The sequence below is a fragment of the Streptomyces sp. NPDC111507 genome (assembly GCF_055638955.1).
Map to the genome: position 1 here is coordinate 156,864 of NZ_JBVKBU010000008.1, position 20,065 is coordinate 176,928.

At 69.4% G+C, this 20,065-nt stretch carries 18 protein-coding genes and 1 pseudogene; 10 read left to right on the forward strand and 9 right to left on the reverse strand.

Going from position 1 to position 20,065, the window contains the following annotated elements; all coding sequences use genetic code 11:
* The first annotated feature begins 283 nt into the window (after positions 1 to 283).
* Positions 284 to 1,243 carry a PstS family phosphate ABC transporter substrate-binding protein gene (locus tag ACZ7M2_RS30080; protein ID WP_471597944.1) on the forward strand — a complete coding sequence of 320 codons (960 nt, stop codon included), beginning with the start codon at positions 284 to 286 and terminating at the stop codon, positions 1,241 to 1,243.
* 369 nt (positions 1,244 to 1,612) lie between these two features.
* Here ACZ7M2_RS30080 and ACZ7M2_RS30085 read toward each other — a convergent pair whose 3' ends face one another.
* A complete protein-coding gene (locus ACZ7M2_RS30085; RefSeq protein WP_471597945.1) occupies positions 1,613 to 3,211 on the reverse strand; it encodes a PucR family transcriptional regulator in 1,599 nt (532 codons plus the stop codon).
* Between the two features lie 297 nt (positions 3,212 to 3,508).
* On the opposite strand from ACZ7M2_RS30085, the gene ACZ7M2_RS30090 reads away from it, so the two are divergent.
* Genes ACZ7M2_RS30090 through ACZ7M2_RS30100 form a run of 3 tightly spaced genes read left to right on the forward strand, consistent with a single transcriptional unit; the run spans position 3,509 to position 6,786 of the window.
* The gene (locus tag ACZ7M2_RS30090; protein WP_471597946.1) at positions 3,509 to 4,981 is read left to right on the forward strand and encodes a sodium:solute symporter family protein; all 1,473 of its coding nucleotides are present in this window, start codon (positions 3,509 to 3,511) and stop codon (positions 4,979 to 4,981) included.
* A 36-nt stretch (positions 4,982 to 5,017) separates the two neighbouring features.
* Positions 5,018 to 5,998: a C-terminal binding protein gene (locus ACZ7M2_RS30095; protein WP_471597947.1), complete on the forward strand. Its 981-nt coding sequence runs from the start codon at positions 5,018 to 5,020 to the stop codon at positions 5,996 to 5,998.
* A complete protein-coding gene (locus ACZ7M2_RS30100) occupies positions 5,995 to 6,786 on the forward strand; it encodes a class II aldolase/adducin family protein (RefSeq protein WP_471597948.1) in 792 nt (263 codons plus the stop codon). The genes ACZ7M2_RS30095 and ACZ7M2_RS30100 overlap by 4 nt, the downstream gene beginning before the upstream one ends.
* A gap of 109 nt (positions 6,787 to 6,895) precedes the next feature.
* On the opposite strand, the gene ACZ7M2_RS30105 is transcribed toward ACZ7M2_RS30100, so the two are convergent.
* A complete protein-coding gene (locus ACZ7M2_RS30105; RefSeq protein ID WP_471597949.1) occupies positions 6,896 to 7,054 on the reverse strand; it encodes a hypothetical protein in 159 nt (52 codons plus the stop codon).
* A gap of 175 nt (positions 7,055 to 7,229) precedes the next feature.
* Positions 7,230 to 7,880, reverse strand: coding sequence for an HAD family hydrolase (locus ACZ7M2_RS30110; RefSeq protein WP_471597950.1), 651 nt, complete (start codon positions 7,878 to 7,880; stop codon positions 7,230 to 7,232).
* A gap of 139 nt (positions 7,881 to 8,019) precedes the next feature.
* Between ACZ7M2_RS30110 and ACZ7M2_RS30115 the strand changes: the two are divergent.
* Positions 8,020 to 8,482: pseudogene (locus ACZ7M2_RS30115) on the forward strand (transposase); the annotation flags it as partial.
* 76 nt (positions 8,483 to 8,558) lie between these two features.
* Here the strand turns inward: ACZ7M2_RS30115 and ACZ7M2_RS30120 are convergent.
* The 4 genes from ACZ7M2_RS30120 to ACZ7M2_RS30135 all read right to left on the reverse strand — a co-directional run bounded on the left by ACZ7M2_RS30120 (position 8,559) and on the right by ACZ7M2_RS30135 (position 12,715).
* Entirely contained in the window at positions 8,559 to 9,311 is a 753-nt protein-coding gene (locus ACZ7M2_RS30120) for a phosphotransferase family protein (RefSeq protein WP_471597951.1), read from the reverse strand.
* A gap of 1,399 nt (positions 9,312 to 10,710) precedes the next feature.
* Positions 10,711 to 10,938 carry a hypothetical protein gene (locus ACZ7M2_RS30125; RefSeq protein WP_471597952.1) on the reverse strand — a complete coding sequence of 76 codons (228 nt, stop codon included), beginning with the start codon at positions 10,936 to 10,938 and terminating at the stop codon, positions 10,711 to 10,713.
* Between the two features lie 107 nt (positions 10,939 to 11,045).
* On the reverse strand, positions 11,046 to 11,702 hold the full coding sequence (locus tag ACZ7M2_RS30130; protein WP_471597953.1) for a response regulator: 657 nt from the start codon (positions 11,700 to 11,702) through the stop codon (positions 11,046 to 11,048).
* Complete coding sequence (locus ACZ7M2_RS30135; protein ID WP_471597954.1) at positions 11,699 to 12,715, reverse strand: sensor histidine kinase; 1,017 nt, start codon at positions 12,713 to 12,715, stop codon at positions 11,699 to 11,701. Before ACZ7M2_RS30135 ends, ACZ7M2_RS30130 begins: the two co-directional genes overlap by 4 nt.
* A 96-nt stretch (positions 12,716 to 12,811) precedes the next feature.
* On the opposite strand from ACZ7M2_RS30135, the gene ACZ7M2_RS30140 reads away from it, so the two are divergent.
* From ACZ7M2_RS30140 to ACZ7M2_RS30150, 3 genes are all read left to right on the forward strand, one after another.
* Positions 12,812 to 13,576, forward strand: a complete 765-nt coding sequence (locus tag ACZ7M2_RS30140) for an ABC transporter ATP-binding protein (RefSeq protein ID WP_471597955.1) — start codon at positions 12,812 to 12,814, stop codon at positions 13,574 to 13,576.
* On the forward strand, positions 13,576 to 14,364 hold the full coding sequence (locus ACZ7M2_RS30145) for an ABC transporter permease (protein ID WP_471597956.1): 789 nt from the start codon (positions 13,576 to 13,578) through the stop codon (positions 14,362 to 14,364). Before ACZ7M2_RS30140 ends, ACZ7M2_RS30145 begins: the two co-directional genes overlap by 1 nt.
* 250 nt (positions 14,365 to 14,614) lie before the next feature.
* Positions 14,615 to 15,817 carry a serine hydrolase domain-containing protein gene (locus ACZ7M2_RS30150; RefSeq protein ID WP_471597957.1) on the forward strand — a complete coding sequence of 401 codons (1,203 nt, stop codon included), beginning with the start codon at positions 14,615 to 14,617 and terminating at the stop codon, positions 15,815 to 15,817.
* Between the two features lie 689 nt (positions 15,818 to 16,506).
* Here the strand turns inward: ACZ7M2_RS30150 and ACZ7M2_RS30155 are convergent.
* Together ACZ7M2_RS30155 and ACZ7M2_RS30160 are read right to left on the reverse strand one after the other, a co-directional pair.
* Positions 16,507 to 17,094, reverse strand: coding sequence for a relaxase domain-containing protein (locus ACZ7M2_RS30155; RefSeq protein WP_471597958.1), 588 nt, complete (start codon positions 17,092 to 17,094; stop codon positions 16,507 to 16,509).
* Between the two features lie 15 nt (positions 17,095 to 17,109).
* Positions 17,110 to 17,493 carry a class I SAM-dependent methyltransferase gene (locus tag ACZ7M2_RS30160; protein ID WP_471597959.1) on the reverse strand — a complete coding sequence of 128 codons (384 nt, stop codon included), beginning with the start codon at positions 17,491 to 17,493 and terminating at the stop codon, positions 17,110 to 17,112.
* A 149-nt stretch (positions 17,494 to 17,642) separates the two neighbouring features.
* Here ACZ7M2_RS30160 and ACZ7M2_RS30165 point away from each other — a divergent pair, with 149 nt between their 5' ends.
* Positions 17,643 to 18,470 (forward strand): 3-hydroxybutyrate dehydrogenase, encoded by an 828-nt coding sequence (locus ACZ7M2_RS30165; RefSeq protein ID WP_471597960.1) that lies wholly within the window; start codon positions 17,643 to 17,645, stop codon positions 18,468 to 18,470.
* Positions 18,471 to 18,616: 146 nt separating this feature from the next.
* Positions 18,617 to 20,014 carry an MFS transporter gene (locus ACZ7M2_RS30170; RefSeq protein WP_471597961.1) on the forward strand — a complete coding sequence of 466 codons (1,398 nt, stop codon included), beginning with the start codon at positions 18,617 to 18,619 and terminating at the stop codon, positions 20,012 to 20,014.
* The last annotated feature ends 51 nt before the right edge of the window (positions 20,015 to 20,065 follow it).

The window sequence follows — 20,065 nt, forward strand, 5'->3', positions numbered from 1 at the left end:
CAAGCAGAAGAGCGATCAATCAGGCGTTATTCGCAGCGCCTGTGGCTCGCCCCGGTGGCCCGCCCCAGTGTTCCGCCAGAACCACGGTACGTGCGCGGAGACCGCCTGGAACAACGTCTTCCGTGTCATGCGCTCTCCGGACCACCACCTGGGAGACCTTGGTGAAACGTAACGACTCGTGTACTGACGGCCCTGGCCCTGACCACCGCGCTCGCGACGGCCGGAACCCTCACCAGCCTGGCGGACAACAAACAACACCGCGTAGAACCTGACCACTTGGGCCATGGCGCCGCAGAAGTCCCTGACGGCGCAGACACCCGAACAGGACGCGTACAACAAGGAACACGGGCGGCCCCTGCCCACCCCGGAGCTCCTCCAGCCAACACTCGACTCCACGCTGGGGACGTATCAAGCCAAGCCGAAGAACTCCCTGCGAGGCGACTACCGGTGCGGAGCCTCTGACGTCCTCGCCGACCTCTCCAAGAGATGGATCAAGGAGTTCGAGGAGCGGTTCCACGAAGCCTTCGGATACGACCCGCTGAGCATCCACATCTCCGGCGGCTCCTACCGGCACTACGCCTTCCTCGACTCTGTCGGATTCATCGTCAACAAGAAGAATCCGATCGACAAGCTCTCCTTCGACCAGCTCGACGCCGCCCTGTCCACCACCCGTAACCGGGGCGGCGCCGCCGTCACCACCTGGGGAGACCTCGGTGCGACCGGGGAGTGGGCCGACAAACCGGTCCATATCGTCGGCCTGCAGCCGTGGAACGGATTCGAGGAGTTCGTCCGCCAACGGGTGCTCAGTCACGACGGCAGGCGTGGCCAGTGGCGCCCCGGGGCAGCCGACGGCTCCACGCCCGCCGACCCCGCGGTTCGCTGGGAGAAGACCGTCTTCCCGATCGCCAAGGATGTCGCGGACGACCCCTATGCCATCGGCTACACCGGTATGGCCTATGTCGACCAGGCGGTCAAGGTCATCTCGCTCAGCGATCACACCGACGACCCGGCCTACGCTCCCACGTACGAGAGTGTCGCGGCGGCCGTGTACCCGCTCAGCCGAGTCACCTACCTCAATGTCAACAAGCGCCCCGGCAAACCGCTGGACCCGGTCCTGGAGGAACTGCTCCGGTTCATCCTCAGCAAGCAGGGCCAGCAGGTGGTCGGCGGACAGGAGGTCTACATGCCGCTGCGCTCCAGCCAGACGGCGCCCTGCCTGAAGGCGCTCGACACCGCCCCCTGACGAGATCCGCAACGGCTTCGCCCGCATCCATGTCGTCATGGGTCTCGAAGGCGACCGTGCGATCGCCGGGTACCTCCACGAGGCCGGCCCACATCGGCACACGCTTCGCCCGCGACTACGTCATCCCGTCGGCCGGCCCACCCATCGCTGCCAGGCCGCCCCCGTCGGGGGGCGGCCTTCGCCGTACCCGCCACCAGTGCCGACAGCGGTTACCGTCCGGGGCCGGGCTCGTCGGTGGCCACGGTCCGCAGCGACTGACCTGTTCGCCCGAAACCCGGTCCCGAGGCGGTCGAAGACCTCCTCGACCAGTGGAACGACTCTGCGCTGCGAAAGCGGGCGCAGCGTCGGCGGGTCGCGTCTCGTTGCCGGTCAAGGGTGTCTGCCATGCTCGTCGGCCTGCTCGTCAGGCAGCCAGTACAGGGCGAACCAGAGTTCCATGCGAACCCCAGGGTCCTGCAGGTCGACGTCGAGGAGTTCGGCGACCCGCGTGAGGCGGTGGCGCACGGTGTTGCGGTGGACCTGCAGAGCTGCGGCGGTGCGGTCCCAGCTGCCGTGCAGGTTCAGCCAGGTCCGCAGGGTGTCCAAGAGGACGGTGGCGCCCGGCGCACCCACCCGGTCCAGCGGGGCGAAGCGGGTCCGGGCGAGTTCTTGTGCGTCGGCAGGCGCAACGATCGCATGCATGCTGAGCGCGTCCGGGGAGTGCACGACGACGGGGGTCTCGGCGGCGATCGCGCGCTGCAGGGCGCGTTCGGCCTGCCGCTCGGCTTGTGGCAGGTCGGGGGCGGATGCGGGCGGGCTGAAGCCGAGGACCCATCCGAGGTCGGCGGCCTGCGCGGGGGCGCTGGGCCGGGTGTCCGGTCCGCTGGGGATCAGTGCTCTCAGACTGGGGCCGTCGATGTACAGGTACGGCGTGCCCAGCGCGGTGCCCAATGTCGCGAGCTGGGCCGGATCGTCGCCGCTCGGCAGTGCCGGCGGGGAGCCGGCGGGGAGGTGCCGGCCGTGGACCACGATCCAGTGGTCGCCGATCGTGCGGTCGGCGGGGGCCAGGGCGGGCGCGACTTCGGCGGGGGTGGCCCCGAGCATGAGCCTCACCAGCGCGCCGACGCTGCGGGTGTCGGTGCCCAGGGCGTGCCGCGGGCTGGTGAGCAGGGCCAGCAGGACGGTCGCCGTACCAGTCACCTGGTGGTGGACCAGGGTCGGGGCCGTGGTGGTGGCCTGGCCGAGTGCCAGCGGTGTGGTGGTGCCGTCCGCGCCGGGCAGGGTGTGGACGGTCAGGTGGACACCGCCGTGGTGATACGCCGCTGCCGCAGGAGCTGGTCGGCCCGCGCCGTGACGTCGGTGGGTGCGGGCGGTGGTGCGTACGGCGAGGTCGCGCACGAGCCGCGGTGTGGGAGCCGGAGGGCGAGGACCGGCGCTGAACAGTTCGTTTCCCTGGGCGTCGAAGAGCGCTGCCCAGGCCCCGGTATGGGCGCTGAGCTGGGTGAGTACGGCCTGGAGCGCATCCGGACGGGCGGCGGCGGAGGCGAGGGCCGACTGTGCCTTGGAGGTGTCCCTCAGTTCACGGTTGCGGGCTTCGGCGATCGCCGCGTACGTGGCCTGTCCGACCGCGACGAACGGTGTGGCAGGCGGCAGCCGTAGCAGCGGCAGCCCGTGGCGGTCACAGGCGGCGACGAGTTCGGGCGGAACTTCCTCGTGCAGGGGAGCGACGCCGAACCCGAGCGCGGCAACCCCGGCGGCGACGACACGCCGCACGTAGGTGTCGATGCCGTCCGCGTCGCGCGGGAGGCGAACCCCTGCGGTCAGGAGGAGTTCGCCACCGACGAGGTAGGGCGTGGGGTCCTCGATCTCCGTGGTGCCGACCGTGCTGATACGGCGGACCTCGGCCGGTCCGGCGATCTGGCGCAGTCCCAGTTCGGGGTCGGCAAGCAGCACGCTGAGGGGAATGGACGGCTGCTCGGTCTCGGTCATGAGGAGGCATCCTCCCAGTCCGGTGGCACCACGCGGGAGTGCCGGATTCATCCAACAGTTGAATCCATATTGGATAAAACCGGTACTTCAGCAACAGGACGACCGGTAGCTACGGTCGTGTCACCAGCAGGGCACCACCCCGGCCCTTGCCCCCGTGCACATCACCTCCCCTCTCTCTTCTCCTCAGCGCTGCGCCACCGGCCTACCCGCATGGCACGCAGCCGCTGCGCTCCCCTCGAGCAGCCCTTTTGACGGCTTCGCGCATCAGGCGCCGGCCGCAGCGAATCGGAGGACCTGTTGACCGTCGACTATCTCGTCATGGCCGGATACCTGCTGGGCATCATCGGCGTCGGCTGGTGGGGCAGGAAACGCGCCGCGTCCAAGAGCGACTTCCTGGTCGCCGGAAGACGCCTGGGTCCCCTCATGTACACCGGCACGATGGCCGCCGTCGTCCTCGGCGGCGCCTCCACCATCGGCGGCGTACGCCTGGGCTACACCTACGGCATCTCCGGCGCCGCCATGGTGTTCTCCATCGGACTCGGCCTGCTGGCCCTGAGCGTCTTCTTCTCCGCCCGGATCGCCCGGCTGCGCGTGTACACCGTCGCCGAGATGCTCTCCCTGCGCTACGGCGACGCCGCCCGCGTCATCTCCGGCATCGTCATGTGGATCTACACGCTCATGCTGGCCGTGACCTCCACCATCGCCTACGCCAGCGTCTTCGACGTCCTGTTCGACGTCCCGCGCTGGGTCGCGGTCGTCATCGGCGGCACGATCGTCGTGGGCTACTCGGCGCTCGGCGGCATGTGGTCCATCACGCTCACCGACATGGTCCAGTTCGTGGTCAAGAGCATCGGCGTCCTCGTCCTGCTGCTGCCCATCGCGGTGGTCAAGGCCGGCGGCTTCTCCGCCATGGCCGACCGCCTCCCACATGGCTACCTCTCCCCGACTTCCATCGGCGGACAGACCATCTTCACCTTCGTACTGATCTACACCTTCGGAATGCTCATCGGGCAGGACATCTGGCAGCGGGTCTTCACCGCCCGCACCGACAAGGTCGCCGCCTGGGGCGGCACCGTCGCCGGCGTCTACTGCCTCGTCTACGCCCTGGCCGGAGCCACCATCGGCATGGCCACCAAGGCGCTCTATCCCCACCTGGCCGCCGCCGACCAGGCATTCGCCACCATCGTCAAGCACACCCTGCCCACCGGAATCAAGGGCCTGGTCCTGGCCGCCGCCCTGTCCGCGATGATGTCCACCGCCAGCGGCGCCCTGATCGCCTCCGCCACCGTCGCCAACAACGACATCTGGGCCCGGCTGCGCCCCCGCACCCGCCACGAGGCTCCCACCGGCCCGCAGGACCACGACGAAGTCAACTCCAACCGGGTCGCCATCGCCATCCTCGGCGTGACGTCCATGGTCATCGCCTGCCTGCTGGGCGACGTGCTCACGGCCCTCACCGTCGCCTACAACCTGCTGGTCGGCGGCCTGCTCGTCCCCATCCTCGGCGGCCTGGTCTGGAAGCGCGGAAACCTGCCCGGCGCCATGGGCGCGATGATCGCGGGCGGCACCGCAGTGATCACCTTCATGGCGATCGACGGACTCCTCGCCAACGAACCGATCTACTACGGCCTGCTCGCCAGCCTCGTCGCCTACCTGACCGTCAGCCTCGTCACCAAGCCGACCGAGGAAGCGATCGTCGAGGTCTGGCGTCGCCGTCTCGCAGGCCGGCCGACCGACACACCCGCGGCCCACGCCACCGCCGCGGCCTGACGTCCTATCAGCCGCCCTTGCGCGAAGGAGCATCGCATGACCGGCCCGCTGGCCGTCTTCACCGACCTCGACGATCTCGATCCGGCCCCCGGGGTGGCGTTGCTGACCGAAGCGGGCTTCGAGGTACGGATCGCCGACAGCACCGATCCGGAGGTCATCGCCCGAGCGGCCTCGGACGCGGTCGCCCTCCTCGTCGGGTACGCCCGCATCGACGGCGCCCTTCTCGGCCGTCTCCCCCATCTCCGCATCCTGGCCACGCTCTCGGCCGGTTACGACATGGTCGACGCCGACGCGGCACGCGCGCGGGGCCTGTGGGTGTGCAACCTGCCCGACGCCGCTACCGAGGAGGTCGCCGTCCACGCGCTTGCCTCCGCCCTGTCACTGGTGCGCGAACTCCCGCAGGCCGATGCCGTGGTGCGCCGTGGCGGCTGGACCACCGACCTGCCCCGGCTGCCCCGCCGGGCCGGCGAGTTGACCCTCGGCCTGGTGGGCATGGGCCGCATCGCCGCGAAACTCGCTGAACTGGCTGTACCGATCTTCGGCCGCGTCGCCGCCTACGACCCGCTGTGCGGACCGCGACACTGGCCCACCGCGGTTGAACGGACCGACCTCGAAACGCTGCTGGAGCGCAGCGACGTGCTCTCCCTGCACGCCCCGCTCAACGACGCCACGCGCCACCTCATCGGCCGCGCGCAGCTCGAACGCATGCCGGTCGGCAGTTTCCTGGTCAACGTCGCACGCGGTGGCCTGGTCGACCACTCCGCGCTCCTGGAGGCCCTCGATTCCGGCCATCTCGCCGGGGCAGCCCTCGACGTCCTCCCCGTAGAACCCCCTGCCGAGGACGATCCCCTGCGCACCCATCCCCACCTGCTGCTCTCCCCGCACAGCGCCTTCCTGTCCGACGCCTCACGACGGGCCTACGTCGAACGTCCCGCCGAGAACGTCATCGCCTGGCACCGCACCGGGCGCCCCCTCACACCGGTTGTCACCCCCACCGCCGAAGGAGCCACCCTGTGACCGATCCGACGCTCCGCGCCGACCAGAACGCCAAGGCCGCCCCCGACGAGGAGCTGCGGCTGCGCCGCGAGCTCGCCGCCGTCTACCGCCTCGTGGCGCACTTCCGGATGACTGACCTGATCTTCACGCACATCTCCGTCCGGCTCCCGGGACCGGAGCACCACTTCCTCATCAATCCCTACGGCCTGCTCTTCGAGGAAATCACCGCCTCCAGCCTCGTCAAGATCGACCTCACCGGCCACCCCGTCGAGGACACGCCCTACCCCGTCAACCCCGCCGGCCTCGTCATCCACAGCGCCATCCACGCGGCCCGCCCCGACGCCCACTGCGTCCTGCACACCCACACCAAGGCCGGCTGCGCCGTCGCCGCCCAGGAGGACGGCCTGCTCCCGCTCAACCAGATCTCCATGGAGTTCTACGGCAGACTCGGTTACCACGACTACGAGGGCGTCGCCCTCAACCTCGCCGAACAGCAGCGACTCGTCACCGACCTCGGCAGCCACCCGGCGATGATCCTGCGCAACCACGGCCTGCTCACCGTCGGCGAGACCCCTCCCCAAGCTTTCCTGCGCATGCACTACCTCGACAAGGCATGCGAGATACAGACCGCGGCCACGGCCGCCGGCACCAAACTCGTCACCCCCCACCCCGACATCTGCGAACTCACCGCACGCCAACTGGCAGGCGAGGACAACAGTTCCGACCTCCAGGACGACAAGGCGTACGACCTTGCCTGGGCGGCACTGCTCCGGCTGGTCGAGCGAATCGCACCCGACTACAAGGACTGAGCGCGCAGGGCGATCGTGCGGGTGACGAACGACAGCGCACGCATCGGGCTTCGGCTCATGGCACCGGACGAAGTGGTCGGAGACCCCAAGCCCGAGGCGTGCGTCGAATTCAGTCTCGGCCACCGCAGCGCTGCTGCGCCGTCTGCTCGAAGGCGGCTGGTGGACCCTGGCCGATCTGGCGACCGCAGCCGGCCTTGCCGTGCCCGATGCGGCCGACGTAGTGGGTGAACTGGTGAGCGGTCAGGCCGCCTGCGTCCGGGCAGGTCACCGGTGACCGCCGCGGCTGGCGCTCGGCACGTACCAGGTGTGGGACGCGGCCACGAGGCGGGCAAGCCGCAACCGCGCTGCATACGAAAGTCGTTCACCCTTCTCGAGAACCATGCCGGTACACAGTTCGCAGCCCTCGCCCACCGCCATGGTGGTGATCGAGGACTGACGGGAGGTCACTGTTCGCCGAGCCGGGCGGACAGCTCACCCATGTCGTGGAAGACGATGGTGTCCGGGCCTTCAAGCTGCTCGGCCGGGGTGAGTCCACCGGCGTAGCCGAAGGCCCGCTTACCCGCAGCGCGGGCTGCCTGGACGCCGGGCCGACTGTCCTCGATTACCGCGCAATCTGCCGGATCGACACCCATTTGCTGCGCGGCGTGCAGGAAGAGGTCCGGAGCGGGTTTGCCGCGGCCGACCTCGGTGGCGCTGAAGATCCGGCCCGCGAAGTGTTCGTAGGGTCCGGTGCGTCCCAAGGTGTGCCTCATCTTGTCGTGTGAGCCGCTGGAAGCCACGCAGGTCGGCAGGGTGATGCTTCTGAGCGCCTCAGATATCCCTTCGACGGGGACGAGTTCGCAATCCACGGCCTCGCGGTGGAGTTCCTCGAACTGCTTCGACCAGACTGCCGCTGCCTCCTCGCCCAGCTGGACGGCGACCTGCGCGCTGATGTCGGCGTGCGAGCGCCCGATGAACCGGGTGATCACCTCTTCCGACGTGAGCGGCCATCCCAAGGTGGCGCCGAGGGCAACCTGGACACCTACAGCGATGCGCTCACTGTCGACCAGCACCCCGTCGCAATCGAATATCACCAATTCAATAGGTTTGATCATCTCGGCAACATAGGGCCGGGGCGGAGCCTGCCGCCGACGAGGTGTTGCGGCGCACTACGCTTCTGGATCTCCGGGGATGACGGTGTGTCAGTTCTCGTTGATGCCGGCCGAGGGGGTGCGAGCCAGCAGGCCGGTCACCGGTCCGTCCGCGGTGGACCGGGGCAAGGCCGGCAGCAAGCACCACGTGATCGTCGAGGCGCACGGCATCCCGCTGGCCACGACGCTGACCGGCGGCAACCGCAACGATGTCACCCAACCGATCCTGCTGATCCAGGCCGTCCCGCCGATCCGCGGCAAGCGCGGCCAGCCACTGCGCCGCCCCAAGCACCTGTTATGCCGACCGCGGCGATGACCACGAGGTCTGCCGGGACAAAGTCCGCCGGTTCCAGATCACCCCGCACATCGCCCTGCGCCGCACCGGGCACAGCTCCGGCCTGGGCGTGTACCACTGGGCCGTGGAAGGAGCGATCGCGCTGCTGCACTGGTTCCGCCGCCTGCGCACCCGCTGGGAGATCCGCGACGACATCGACCACGCGTTCGTCACCCCCGGCTGCGCCGTCATCTGCCGGCGACGACTGCGCACCGCGCTATGTCAGGAGTAAAGGCAGGTGATGCACCCCAGGAGATGGCCCGCTCGATGCGTCAGAACACACGCCCGGCAGTCGGGCCCGCGCAGCCTCACAGCCGGGATCTCAGCACGTCGACCTCACAGCCCGGCGCGAACGCGAACGGGTCGAAGCCGTGCCCGACCAGCCAGCGAACCACCAGCAGGCTGCGCAACGACCACCACGCACGGATCACATCGAGGTCGACGTCGGCGCCATAGCCAGCGACGACGTCACCGAGGTGCTCCTCGTGTCCGAGCGTCAAGATGGCGAGATCGAACAGGGCATCACCCTGACCGGCCTCGGACCAGTCGATGATGCCAGTGATCTCGTCGCCGTCGACGAACACGTGAGTGATCTGCAGGTCACCGTGCGTGAACACCGGAGTCCACGGCCGGAGCGCGGCCTCGGCGACCTGGCGGTTGCGGGTGACCAGGTCGGCGGGCAGGACACCGTTCGTCACGAGCCACTCGCACTCGCCGTCGAGATCCGCCGACCACTCGTCGAGGCCCCGGCCGGCCCGGCCCAGCCTGGGCGGCAGCGGCGCGTCGTGCAACTTCCGGATGGCGGCCCCCGCCGCGGCCCATGCCGCCGACGACGCGGTCGACGGCTCGCCGAGGCAGCCGAGCGCAGTCCCCGGGACCGCGGCGATCGCGAGCACGGGCGGCTTGCGCCACAGGACCTCCGGGGTCGGGACCGGCGACAGGGCCATCGCCTCGACCTCGACATCGATGCGCGCCTGATCGGCGTCCACCTTCAGGAACACGTCGCCCACACGCAGGGTCGCGCGCTCGGAATGGGCGACGACGACCTTGACCTCATCCATGGACGACCAGTATCCCGGGGATGACCGCCGACGTCGCCGGATTTATCGCGTGCGATTACGCGGCTGACCGCGTCCGCTACCCAGCGGCTTCGTGCACGACACCAACATCTGACCAGGTCAAGCCCACCACTCTTGTCAGGAGTCCTTAGCTTCGCTTTTGTCCATGTGCTGTGGTGGTGTGCTGCTTCTTGCGCGATGGCGAGACATGGAACGGCCATCTCGGGACTCTCCAGGTAGGTGAAGACCGGGGAGGCCACGATGGCCGTCGCTGTCAGTGCGCTCGGGAGTGAGACCGCCCGCCAGAGTCGAACGAAACTGATTCGCTTCCGCACGGGCTGGTACGGATGTCTGTCACGACGGGCGGACGCCTTGTTCGAGTTGACGCGTGGCCGTCATGTTCAAATCCGATCGAACCTTCAGAGTCTGACGTTACGGGATCGGACATTCTCAGCTGCTCCTTCGGGCAGTTCCCGACAGCGTCGACACCGCTTGCCTGGACCTGCTTTTCGAAGGTGTGAGTGCCATGCAGTTGGTCCAGCACTACAAGTCGATTGAGCTCTGCTCCGCGAGCGAGACCGAGGCTGAAGAGATTCTCCGTTTCTCTGGAATCAGCCCGTCCGGCAGAGAGCTCCATCTGCCTGTCGTCCTTCGGTCCAGAAGCGGATCAGGGTTCGTGCTGTGCCGAAGCGTCACGGCTGAGCGCGGCGGAGAAGACCCCGTCGGATCCGACGTCGAACGCGAAGACCGCAGCGTCATCTGGACCAGCCGCCGGCGGTCGTAGGAGGACGACGAGACAGCCTCAACGAGTGGAGCGCCCCACCGCACGGCATCGGGGTGCTACTCGGCGGAGGCCGACGAGACCCAGATCTACGCGGTGCTCGCCGCGCTCGAGGAGGCGCGGTTCTTGGAGGAGGCCGAGGTGCGGGCGGCGCTCATCGACTGCTCGCTCGCATCTGCACTCCGGACCAGTACACGAAACGGGCCTGTGCCCGCCCCTGGCGGCTCCCCCGGGGTCGACAAGCGGCAGGGCATCGCAACACCTGTCAGACGGCGTCACACCCTCATGCAGGCATGGCGGCGGGCGAAGGCGCGGCGCACGGTGCAGACGACGACGGCAACGCCGACGGCGGCGAGCGCGGTGACCACCAGCGGCCCCACCCGCTCCCGGATCGCCGCACCAGCTGCTCGGACCGCTCCAACAGTCCGTCAACCATCAGGTGCCCGAAGTTCAGCAGAGCGGAGATACGCCACCACACGCGGCTCCCGGAGCGGCTTCGGGTTCCTCTTCTCCGCGCGGGTGTCCCGTACCGCCCACCACCCAAGTCCGTGGCGGCCCCGCTCGCCGGGCAGCCGCCCGTGGTTGTCGACGTACTTGTCGGTGATGCCCTGCAGCGCCTGTTCAAATCTGCTGACGACGGGTGGAGGACCAGTCGGTCAGCGCCAGGTCGACTCCCGCTGTCTCCATCACCGGACGCAGGCCCGGCGTCACCTCCCGGGGCGCGGTCGGCGGCCCCAGCTCCTCACACACCTCCGTCGTCATCGTGAGGGTGTGGAGCGTCCCTGCCGCCACGACGTGCTGGTGCAGACGGATGGTGTCGAGGGCGCTGTAGGCCCTCAATCGGAACATCCAGTTCCGTCGTGAAGGACCTGTGTGTTGAAGGCTTGTCTCTCATGCGCGTCACGGCATCGCGTCTCGCGGTCTTGGCCTTTCGGGGCCGGTCGAGGGCCGGCGGCCTAGCCGGTGAGTCCGCTCCGGTAAGCGTGGATGACGAGTTGGACGCGGTCGCGGGCGTCGAGCTTGGTCAGCAGCCGGGCGACGTGGGTCTTCACCGTGCCCGCGCCGATGTACAGCCGCTCGGCGATCTCGGCATTGGTGAGTCCTTCGGCGACGAGCAGCAGCACTTCGCGTTCCCGGGTGGTGACGGCCTCGGGCAGACGCGGCGATTCCTGACTGTCCGGTGGCTGTGCCAGCCCGTTGACGTATGCCGCGATGAGCCGCTTGGTGATGCGCGGCGCAAGCAGCGCCTCGCCCTGAGCAATGGTGCGAACGGCGGTCAGCAGGTCATGGGGCGGTGCGTCCTTCAGGAGAAAGCCGCTGGCCCCGGCGCGCAGCGCGCCGAAGATGTACTCGTCCAGGTCGAAGGTGGTGAGCATCAGGACACGGGCGTGGCCGGCGGTGGTGATGCGGCGGGTGGCTTCGATGCCGTCCATCTCAGGCATCCGCACATCCATCAGGACGACGTCAGGCCGGTGTTCGGTGGCGGCTGCGACCGCATCCCTGCCTGTTCCGACGCTGCCGATCGTCTTGAGGTCGGGGGCGGTGTCCACGATTCCGGCCAGGCCGACACGGATCAGCTGCTGGTCGTCAGCGACCAGAACCCGGATGGTCACGGACGCTCCCGCGCCGTGGCCGTGAGCTGTGGCCCGTCTACGGGGATGCGCGCCTGTACGCGGAAGCCGCCGGCCGCGGCCGGCCCCGCCTGCAGGGTGCCGCCGTAGAGGGCGACGCGCTCACGCATCCCGAGCAGCCCGCGCCCGGTACGGCCCAGGGCCGGCCGGACGCTGCCGTCGTCGATCACGGTGAGGGTCAGCTCGCCGGATCCGTACGCGACAGTGACGTGCGCGGTGCTCGCGTCGGCGTGCTTCACCACATTGGTCACCGCCTCCTGGACGATCCGGTACGCGGCTGCTTCCAGCCCTGGAGGCAGAGGCCTGGCGTGCCCCGTGACGGCGAGGTCGATCCGCAGGCCGGCGCGCCGGGTCCGTTCGGCGAGACGGTTCAGGTCCGCGAGGTGCGCGGCAGGGGCCAGGTCTGCGTCGTCCGTGTCGTCACGCAGCACACCGAGCATGCGGCGCAGTTCGACGAGGGTCTCCCGGCCGGTGGTCTCAATCGCCTCGAGCGCGCCGCGCGCGTCCTGGGGACGGTCGTCGAGCACGAGGCGGCCGAAGCCTGCCTGGACGGAGATCACGCTCATCGAGTGGGCGATGCCGTCGTGCAACTCGCGGGCGATACGCAGCCGTTCCGCTGCCGCCTCGTGGTCGGCGCGGTCGCGTTCCTGACGCAGCAGCGCGTGCAGATACCGGCGCCGCTGACCGACCGCGAACCCCACCGACCAGGCGACGGCGAAGAGCAAAGCGAAGGGCACCACGGCCCCGGCGTGTTCGAACCTGGGCAGGGCGGTGGACACCGCCATCGCCAGGGCCGCAGCCAGGGCGATGCGCGCGGTGCGGGCCGGGCGCAGGGAGGTGACGCAGAAGAGAGCGAAGGCGAGCGGCAATCCGCCCCAGAAGATCGCCTGCGGATGCCACGGCGCAAGGCCGCACACCGCCAACGACACGGCAACGAGTGCCTCCGGCCAATACGGCCGGAACAACTCCGGGGCCCGTCGCGTCTTCCGTTCCACGACCCGAGCCTATGCGCGTCCCGGTCCTGCCCGCATCGGCCGCAGGCCGTATGCCGCACGGCGGACCCGGGCCCGAAAGGACCTGCCCACAGGCAGATGAAGCGTCTTGTGCGTCCCGGCATCGTCATGGACGTGATCCGATGCGAACACCTCACCAAACGCTTCGGCCGCAAGGCCGCCGTCGACGACCTCACCTTCGAGGTCCACCCCGCCCGCGTGACGGGCTTCCTCGGCCCCAACGGCGCGGGGAAGTCGACCACCATCCGGGCCGTCCTCGGTCTGGACACCCCGGACGCCGGCCGCGCCCTGGTGGCCGGCACGCTCTACCGCCAGGCCGAACAGCCGCTGCGCCGCGTCGGCGCGCTCCTCGACGCGGGGGCCGTCCACCAGGGCCGTACGGCGCGGGCGCATCTGGCCGCGCTCGCAGCCACCAACCACATCCGGCGCAACCGAATCGAGGAGGTGCTCGCCCTCACCGGCCTCGCCGACGTCGCCCACCGCAGGATCGGCACCTACTCGCTCGGCATGAAGCAGCGCCTGGGCATCGCCGCCGCCCTGCTCGGCGACCCGCCGGTGCTCATCTTCGACGAACCCGCCAACGGCCTGGACCCGGAAGGCATCAGGTGGATCCGGACCCTCATGCGGTCGCTGGCCGCCGAAGGACGCACCGTCCTGGTCTCCAGCCACCTGATGAGCGAGATGGCCCTCACCGTCGATCACCTTCTCGTCATCGGACGAGGGCGTCTGCTCGCCGATGTCCCGATCAACGACTTCGTTCCTGCCGGAGCCTCACTGGAGGACGCCTACCTCAGCCTCACCGAATCCGCCGTGGAATACCGGGCCGAAGGGACGGGCCACTGATGCCCACCGCACTGACAGGTGCCCTAGCCTCCGAGGTCGTCAAGCTGCGTTCCCTCCGCTCGACCTGGATCACCGCCCTCATCGCCGTGGCATTCGGCCTGGCGCTGAGCGTCATGGACGTCTCGCACACCGCCAACGCCTGGCCGCACATGGCGATGGCGGACCGGGCCCAGTTCGACCCGGTGGGCGACTCACTCTCCGGCTTCGCCTTTGCCGTCCTCGCCTTCGGCGTCCTCGGTGTGCTGGGCGTCAGCAGCGAGTACACCACCGGGCTCATCCGCTCGACGCTGACCGCGACTCCCCGGCGCGCGCTCGCCTACACCGCCAAGACCCTCGTCATCGGCGGATTCGCCCTGCTGTTGGGCGAACTGACCGCGTTCATAAGCTTCTTCATCGGACAGGCCATCCTGGCCAGGCAGCACCTTGACGTCGGTCTGAGCACTCCAGGCGTGCTTCGCGCCGTGTCCTGTGCCGGGCTGTACCTGTTCGTCGTCACCCTCATGGGCTATGGCCTCGGGGCCGTCATCCGGCACACCGCCGGAGCCGTCGCCGCGCTCTTCGCCCTGGTCTATCTCGGCTACGGCGCGGCCAAGGCCGTCGAAGGCTGGTCCTACCTGCCCAGCAAGCTCATGCTGAGCAACGCCGCGGACGCCCTCGGCCAGCTCCACCCACACCCCCCTCACCCAGAACGCACCCCCTCCCTCTCCTTCGCCCTCCTCGACCTCGCCCTCTACCTCACACTCGCCCTCGCCTGCGGAGCCTGGCGCTTCACTCGCGACGCCTCATAGACGCTCCGTCCCGGGGCGCGCGACGGTGGGCTCTTGAACTCCCGGCCGCATTCCACCGCGCTGCCACCCCGAGCCGTCCCCTGTCCCTGAGAAACGTCAGGGCGCGGAGGCAGGGGAGGAATCAGGGGGCAGTACCGCTGGAGAGGGACGCGCCCTGACCGTGCCTTGGCCAAGGATGCCGGTGGCCGGGGCGGTTCCCGGTCACCCGCTCCGCGCGACAGACCGCGGTGAAGGAAGGGACGGCGAACCCATGCCCATTCAGCGTGCCCATGGACGGCTGCGGACTCTTGCCGCGGCCCTGGCCGTGACACTGGCCTGCTCGGCGGGCACCGCCGCTGCACTGCCCGCACAGCGGACGCCGGATCCAGCCGCCACCGGATCACTCCAGCGGCAACTCGCCACGCTCGTCTCCGACGGCGCGACGGCGGCCCTCGGGCAGACACGCGAGCACGGCGTCGTCGTCTGGCGGGGCAGCGCGGGCACTTCGGATCTCGCCCGCCGTCTCCCCGTTCGACCGGAGGGCTCCTTCCGGATCGGCAGCGTGACGAAGAGCTTCGTCGCCACCGTCGTCCTGCAACTCGCGGGAGAGGGACGGCTCCGGCTCGACGACCCCCTCGGCAAGTATCTGCCCGGCGTGGTCCGCGATGCCGACGCCGTCTCGGTGCGACAGATCCTCAATCACACCTCGGGAATCTACGACTACACCGACGACCCGCGAGTCCTGGAGGATCCCGCCGACCCCGCCGCCCTGGAGCGCTGGCTGTCGGCGGGCCGCTGGCGCACGTGGACCCCCGCCGGGCTCGTCGCCACAGCCGACGACCCGGCCCACGCGGCCTACTTCCCGCCCGGGACCGGATGGCGCTATTCCAACACCGACTATCTCCTGGCCGGCCTGCTCATCCAGAAGATGACCGGCCACACCTACGCTCAGGAAGTGACCCGCCGCATCCTGCGGCCCCTCCACCTCACCCACACCCGCGTGCCGGGCACCTCCGTACGGCTGCCCGGTCCGCACGCCCACGCCTACCTCCTACGGCCCGGGCAGAAGCCCGTGGACATCACCGAGCAGAACATGTCCGTCGCCGGGGCGGCAGGAGAAATGATCTCCACGGCCGACGACCTGACCCGCTTCAATGCCGCCCTGCTCGGCGGCAGACTCCTCCGCCCCGCCCAACAGCGGGACCTGACCACCGCGGTCGACCTCGGTCCGGACGGCGGCTACGGCCTCGGCCTGGAACGCGCCCGCCTGTCCTGCACCACCGTCTGGGGACACGGCGGCGGCACTTACGGCTCCACCACCCTCAGCTTCGGCACCCCGGACGGCCGGCGCCAGCTCGCCGTCAGTTTCACCCCGTCCGGCCTCTTCCCCACCACCGACCAGAGCACGACGGCCCACGCCCTCCTCGAAACCGCCTTCTGCGGCAGGCCCGGCGCACCGAACGCAACACCCTGACTCATCCTGTAGGTTCGCATTCGGCGTGTCCCGTTCCATTGCGATGACCTGGGTGTTGTCGGGTTGTCCTGGTAATGGGCCACGCCATTGCGTCTCATGATCCTGGCCCACCGCATGGCTACGGTCACTGCCAATGGCGATGTCGACGAGGTGGACCGAATCGACGGTGGCGGCACATGAGTTGGTCGCACACGGCGGGGAGGCGCTCGGCGTCGGCCGAGAACGCTTCGCCGTTCGCGTACGAGATCTTGAAACAGCAATGCCCTGGAGTTGGGCGGTGTCACCTTCGCCCTGGCTCGTTCAGCCGGATTTCGTCAGGCCGCCCGACGAGCCATGTGGGGTCGCACAGGAGTAAGCCGTCGTCTGGCTCTAGGGACAAAAAGCCGGTGGTCAGCGCCGCATCGGCGATGCGTTCCCCCAGCTGCCCGCAGGGCAGGTCAAAGAAGGAGTTCGGCGTCGTGGGTCGGGGCGGGGCAGTTGCATTGCGCAGAATGTCGACTGTCAGCAGGTCGGTCGCTTCCCGGACTGCCTCGTTGGTCAGGATGCCGAAGACCCGTACCGGTTCGCCCAGATTCTTCCAGCACGGGTGCGCCCGCTGAGACGGATTCCGGCCGCTACGCCACCAGCTGAGTTGACACCACGGTCACGCTCGAGAGGCCGCCGCCAAGGTCACGGACAGGGCAGCACCACTACGAGCGAATAGTAGGACAGGACTTCGTCTCGTTGTGCTGTCCCTTGGGCCGGACGGAGGCCAGCGTCAACGAGAAAGGGACACACGAAATGCGAACCCGCACATCCCGCATCGAGCCGTCCGAGCGCTGCACCCGGTTCAGGATCAGGCAGTGCTCATGCAAGAGGGGGAAGCCGTCCCGGTTGTCGAAGTGCCGGAACGCCGCGATCACCAGCGCGAGGGCCTTTGCACGCTGACGGCCGGATGACCACCGGGCCTCCGCGACCTCATCCTCCAGCGGGCCCGGCACGGTGGTGACACCCCGCTCGTGCGCCCGCACGATGACCTGCCGGGTGCAGTCGTCTCCCAGAGCCCACAGCACGATCAGGCTCGCCTGCGGCCGGACCCCGAAGTCGACGGCGGGCAGCGGAGTCTGCTTCCGCTTCTTGGTCTTTTCGGCCGGCGGCCCGAGGACGGTGGCCACCCGCGCCGTCTTCGGGTCGGCGCCGTCGTCCAGGAGCACGCGCTCGATGCGGTCGGCGTCCGGGCGTCCGCGTTCCCCGAACAGCAGCTCCGCCTGCCGCTCACACACCCCAACGACAGACACCAGAAGACTCCACCGTCAACCCACGCACGGCCCCCCGCCCCATTGCCTCTGGTCGACCGCCCCTTGTCCCGTCTCAGCGGAGTGGGGACCGGGGCCGTCGCGCCGGAACGCGATCAGCCGGTACAGCGGATCTGGGCGTGCCGTGTCCTGGTCCGGTAGGGCGGCAAGCCGTTTGCACACGACGGCGTCCACACTGGCGGACGCGAAGGGGAGCCGGGTCGCGTCCGCACGTACGACACCGCCCGGCACCCGCTCGCCCGTCGACACCAGCATGCCCGCTGAGCGGTCCGCTCCCAGCACCGTACGCCCGGGGCGCAGCAGCCTCCTGGTCACGATGCCCGTGCCGCAGGCGATGTCGAGGACGCTGTGGCATGCGACGGGCCGTGCGGGCCGGCACACCCGTAATCATCGGGCGTTTCGGGCGCGTAGGGGCCGCCGGGAGCGGCCGTCGACCGTCCAGACATGGTGGTGGAAACCATCTGTTGTACCAGAAATGTGTTGGCGACCCACGTGTCTCACCTCATGGTTCCTACCTACGGTGTTCGGCCATGGACAGCACCAAGAGCTCCGCCGAGGGCTCGCTCCAGCATCCCGAGCCCGGTGACGCCACCGCGTCCGGTCTGGCCTCGACCCGATTCCTCACCGGGCACAAAGTCTTGGTCACCGGTGCGGCCAGCGGAATCGGCCGGGCCTGCGCCGAGGGCTTCGCCGCGGCCGGTGCCGCGGTCTACGTGGTCGACCGGGCCGCCGAGGGCGCCAAGGAGGTGGCCGAGGCGATCGGCGGCATCGCCGTCGTGGCCGACCTCTCCGAGGCCGGCGCCGTGGACGCGTTGCCGGACGATGCCGACATCGTGGTCAACAACGCGGGTCTGCAACACGTCGCACCCGTGCACGAGTTCCCTCCGGAACGCTTCACGCTGATCCAGCGGGTGATGGTCGAGGCGCCGTTCCGGATCCTGCGCCGCACCCTGCCCCACATGTACGCGCAGCGGTGGGGCCGCGTCGTCAACGTCTCTTCGGTGCACGGCCTGCGGGCCAGCGCCTACAAGTCGGCGTACGTTGCGGCGAAGCACGCTCTGGAGGGCCTGAGCAAGGTGGTCGCCCTGGAGGGCGCCGCGCACGGCGTGACCAGCAACTGCATCAATCCCGGCTACGTCCGCACACCGCTGGTGGAGGAGCAGATCGCCAACCAGGCGCTCGCCCACGGCATCCCGGCGGCGGACGTGATGGACCAGGTGTTCCTGGAACGCACCGCGATCAAGCGTCTGATCGAGCCGGCCGAGGTCGCCGAGGCCGCCCTGTGGCTGTGCACCCGTCGCAGCAGTTACATCACCGGCAGCTCGATCCCGCTGGACGGCGGCTGGACAGCCCGCTGACGGGCCGTCGCCCACCCGTCGGCCGGCGTCCTGTCGGCGCCGCTGGCGCACCTCGCCAACGAACTCCCCCGGATCCCTCCGTTCGTCCCCCAGCGTCGGCCGGTCCGGCGGTTCCGCTCCCCTCTCCCTTGGAAATCGGTGAAACCATGCCCAGCGCTCACAACGCCGTGAACGACCCAGGCGCCGCAGGAAGGCCGGGCGGCCTGCGCAAGATCGTCGCGGCCAGCCTCATCGGCACCACCATCGAGTGGTACGACTACTTCCTCTACGGTTCGGCCGCCGCCCTGGTCTTCGGCCGCGTGTTCTTCCCCGAGTCGGACCCGCTGACCGGCACCCTGCTGTCCTTCCTCACCTATGCCATCGGCTTCGCCGCCCGCCCGATCGGCGCCGTGGTCTTCGGCCACTTCGGCGACCGCCTCGGTCGCAAGAAGCTCCTGGTGATCAGCCTGCTGATGATGGGCCTTTCCACCGCCCTGATCGGCTGCGTCCCCGGCTACGACACGATCGGTGTCGCGGCTCCCCTGCTGCTGACCACCCTGCGCCTGGTCCAGGGCTTCGCCCTCGGCGGCGAGTGGGGCGGCGCCGTACTGCTGGTGTCCGAACACGGTGATGCGAACAGGCGCGGATTCTGGGCCTCCTGGCCGCAGGCCGGCGCACCGGCCGGCAACCTGGTCGCCGTCGGAGTGCTCTCCCTGATGACCACCCTGCTCAGCGACGACGCGTTCAACTCATGGGGCTGGCGCGTGCCGTTCCTGCTCTCCGCCGTGCTGGTCATGATCGGTCTGTGGATCCGGCTGTCCGTCGACGAGTCCCCGCTGTTCAAGGAGGCACTGGCCAGGGCCGAGCGGCGCAAGGCGCAACAGCGGGCCGAACAACCGCCGTTCGTCGCGGTCATGCGCAACCACTGGCGGGACATCCTGGTCGCGATGGGCGCCCGGATGGCCGAGAACATCTCGTACTACGTGATCACCGCGTTCGTCCTCACCTACTGCGTCGACCACCTCGAGATCGACAAGCAGACCTCACTGAACGCGGTGCTGATCGGCTCGGCCGTGCAGTTCTGCCTCATCCCGCTGTTCGGCGCGCTCTCCGACCGGGTGGGCCGCAAGCCAGTCTACCTGGTGGGCGCGGTCGGTGTCGGCCTGTGGTCCTGGGCCTTCTTCGCCCTGCTGGACACCAGGTCCTTCCCCGCACTCGTCCTGGCCGTCACCGTCGGACTGATCTTCCACAGCGCCATGTACGCGCCCCAGGCGGCGTTCTTCTCCGAGCTGTTCGCCACCCGGATGCGCTACACCGGCGCCTCCATCGGCGCCCAGCTCTCCTCGGTTGCGGCCGGCGCCCCGGCCCCGCTGATCGCCACCGCTCTGCTCGGCTCCTACGGCAGCTCCACACCGATCTCGGTGTATATCGGCTTGGCCGCCCTGATCACGGTGATCGCCGTCGTCGCCGCCCGCGAGACGCGCGGCCGGGACCTGGCCGCGATCGAGCCGGACGACTCCGCGGTACGGCCGGCCTCGGACCAGCAGACAGCCGCGTCCGCCTGACGACCCCGCGCCGCCGACCGGCCGGAGGGCCGGGGTCCCGCGCCGCTCACC

Coding starts and splice junctions, on each gene's coding strand:
- ACZ7M2_RS30080 (WP_471597944.1), top strand. CDS start 284: ATGGCGCCGCAGAAGTCCCTGACGGCGCAGACACCCGAACAGGACGCG.
- ACZ7M2_RS30085 (WP_471597945.1), bottom strand. CDS start 3,211: ATGACCGAGACCGAGCAGCCGTCCATTCCCCTCAGCGTGCTGCTTGCC.
- ACZ7M2_RS30095 (WP_471597947.1), top strand. CDS start 5,018: ATGACCGGCCCGCTGGCCGTCTTCACCGACCTCGACGATCTCGATCCG.
- ACZ7M2_RS30110 (WP_471597950.1), bottom strand. CDS start 7,880: ATGATCAAACCTATTGAATTGGTGATATTCGATTGCGACGGGGTGCTG.
- ACZ7M2_RS30120 (WP_471597951.1), bottom strand. CDS start 9,311: ATGGATGAGGTCAAGGTCGTCGTCGCCCATTCCGAGCGCGCGACCCTG.
- ACZ7M2_RS30125 (WP_471597952.1), bottom strand. CDS start 10,938: ATGTTCCGATTGAGGGCCTACAGCGCCCTCGACACCATCCGTCTGCAC.
- ACZ7M2_RS30140 (WP_471597955.1), top strand. CDS start 12,812: ATGAAGCGTCTTGTGCGTCCCGGCATCGTCATGGACGTGATCCGATGC.
- ACZ7M2_RS30145 (WP_471597956.1), top strand. CDS start 13,576: ATGCCCACCGCACTGACAGGTGCCCTAGCCTCCGAGGTCGTCAAGCTG.
- ACZ7M2_RS30150 (WP_471597957.1), top strand. CDS start 14,615: ATGCCCATTCAGCGTGCCCATGGACGGCTGCGGACTCTTGCCGCGGCC.
- ACZ7M2_RS30165 (WP_471597960.1), top strand. CDS start 17,643: ATGGACAGCACCAAGAGCTCCGCCGAGGGCTCGCTCCAGCATCCCGAG.
- ACZ7M2_RS30170 (WP_471597961.1), top strand. CDS start 18,617: ATGCCCAGCGCTCACAACGCCGTGAACGACCCAGGCGCCGCAGGAAGG.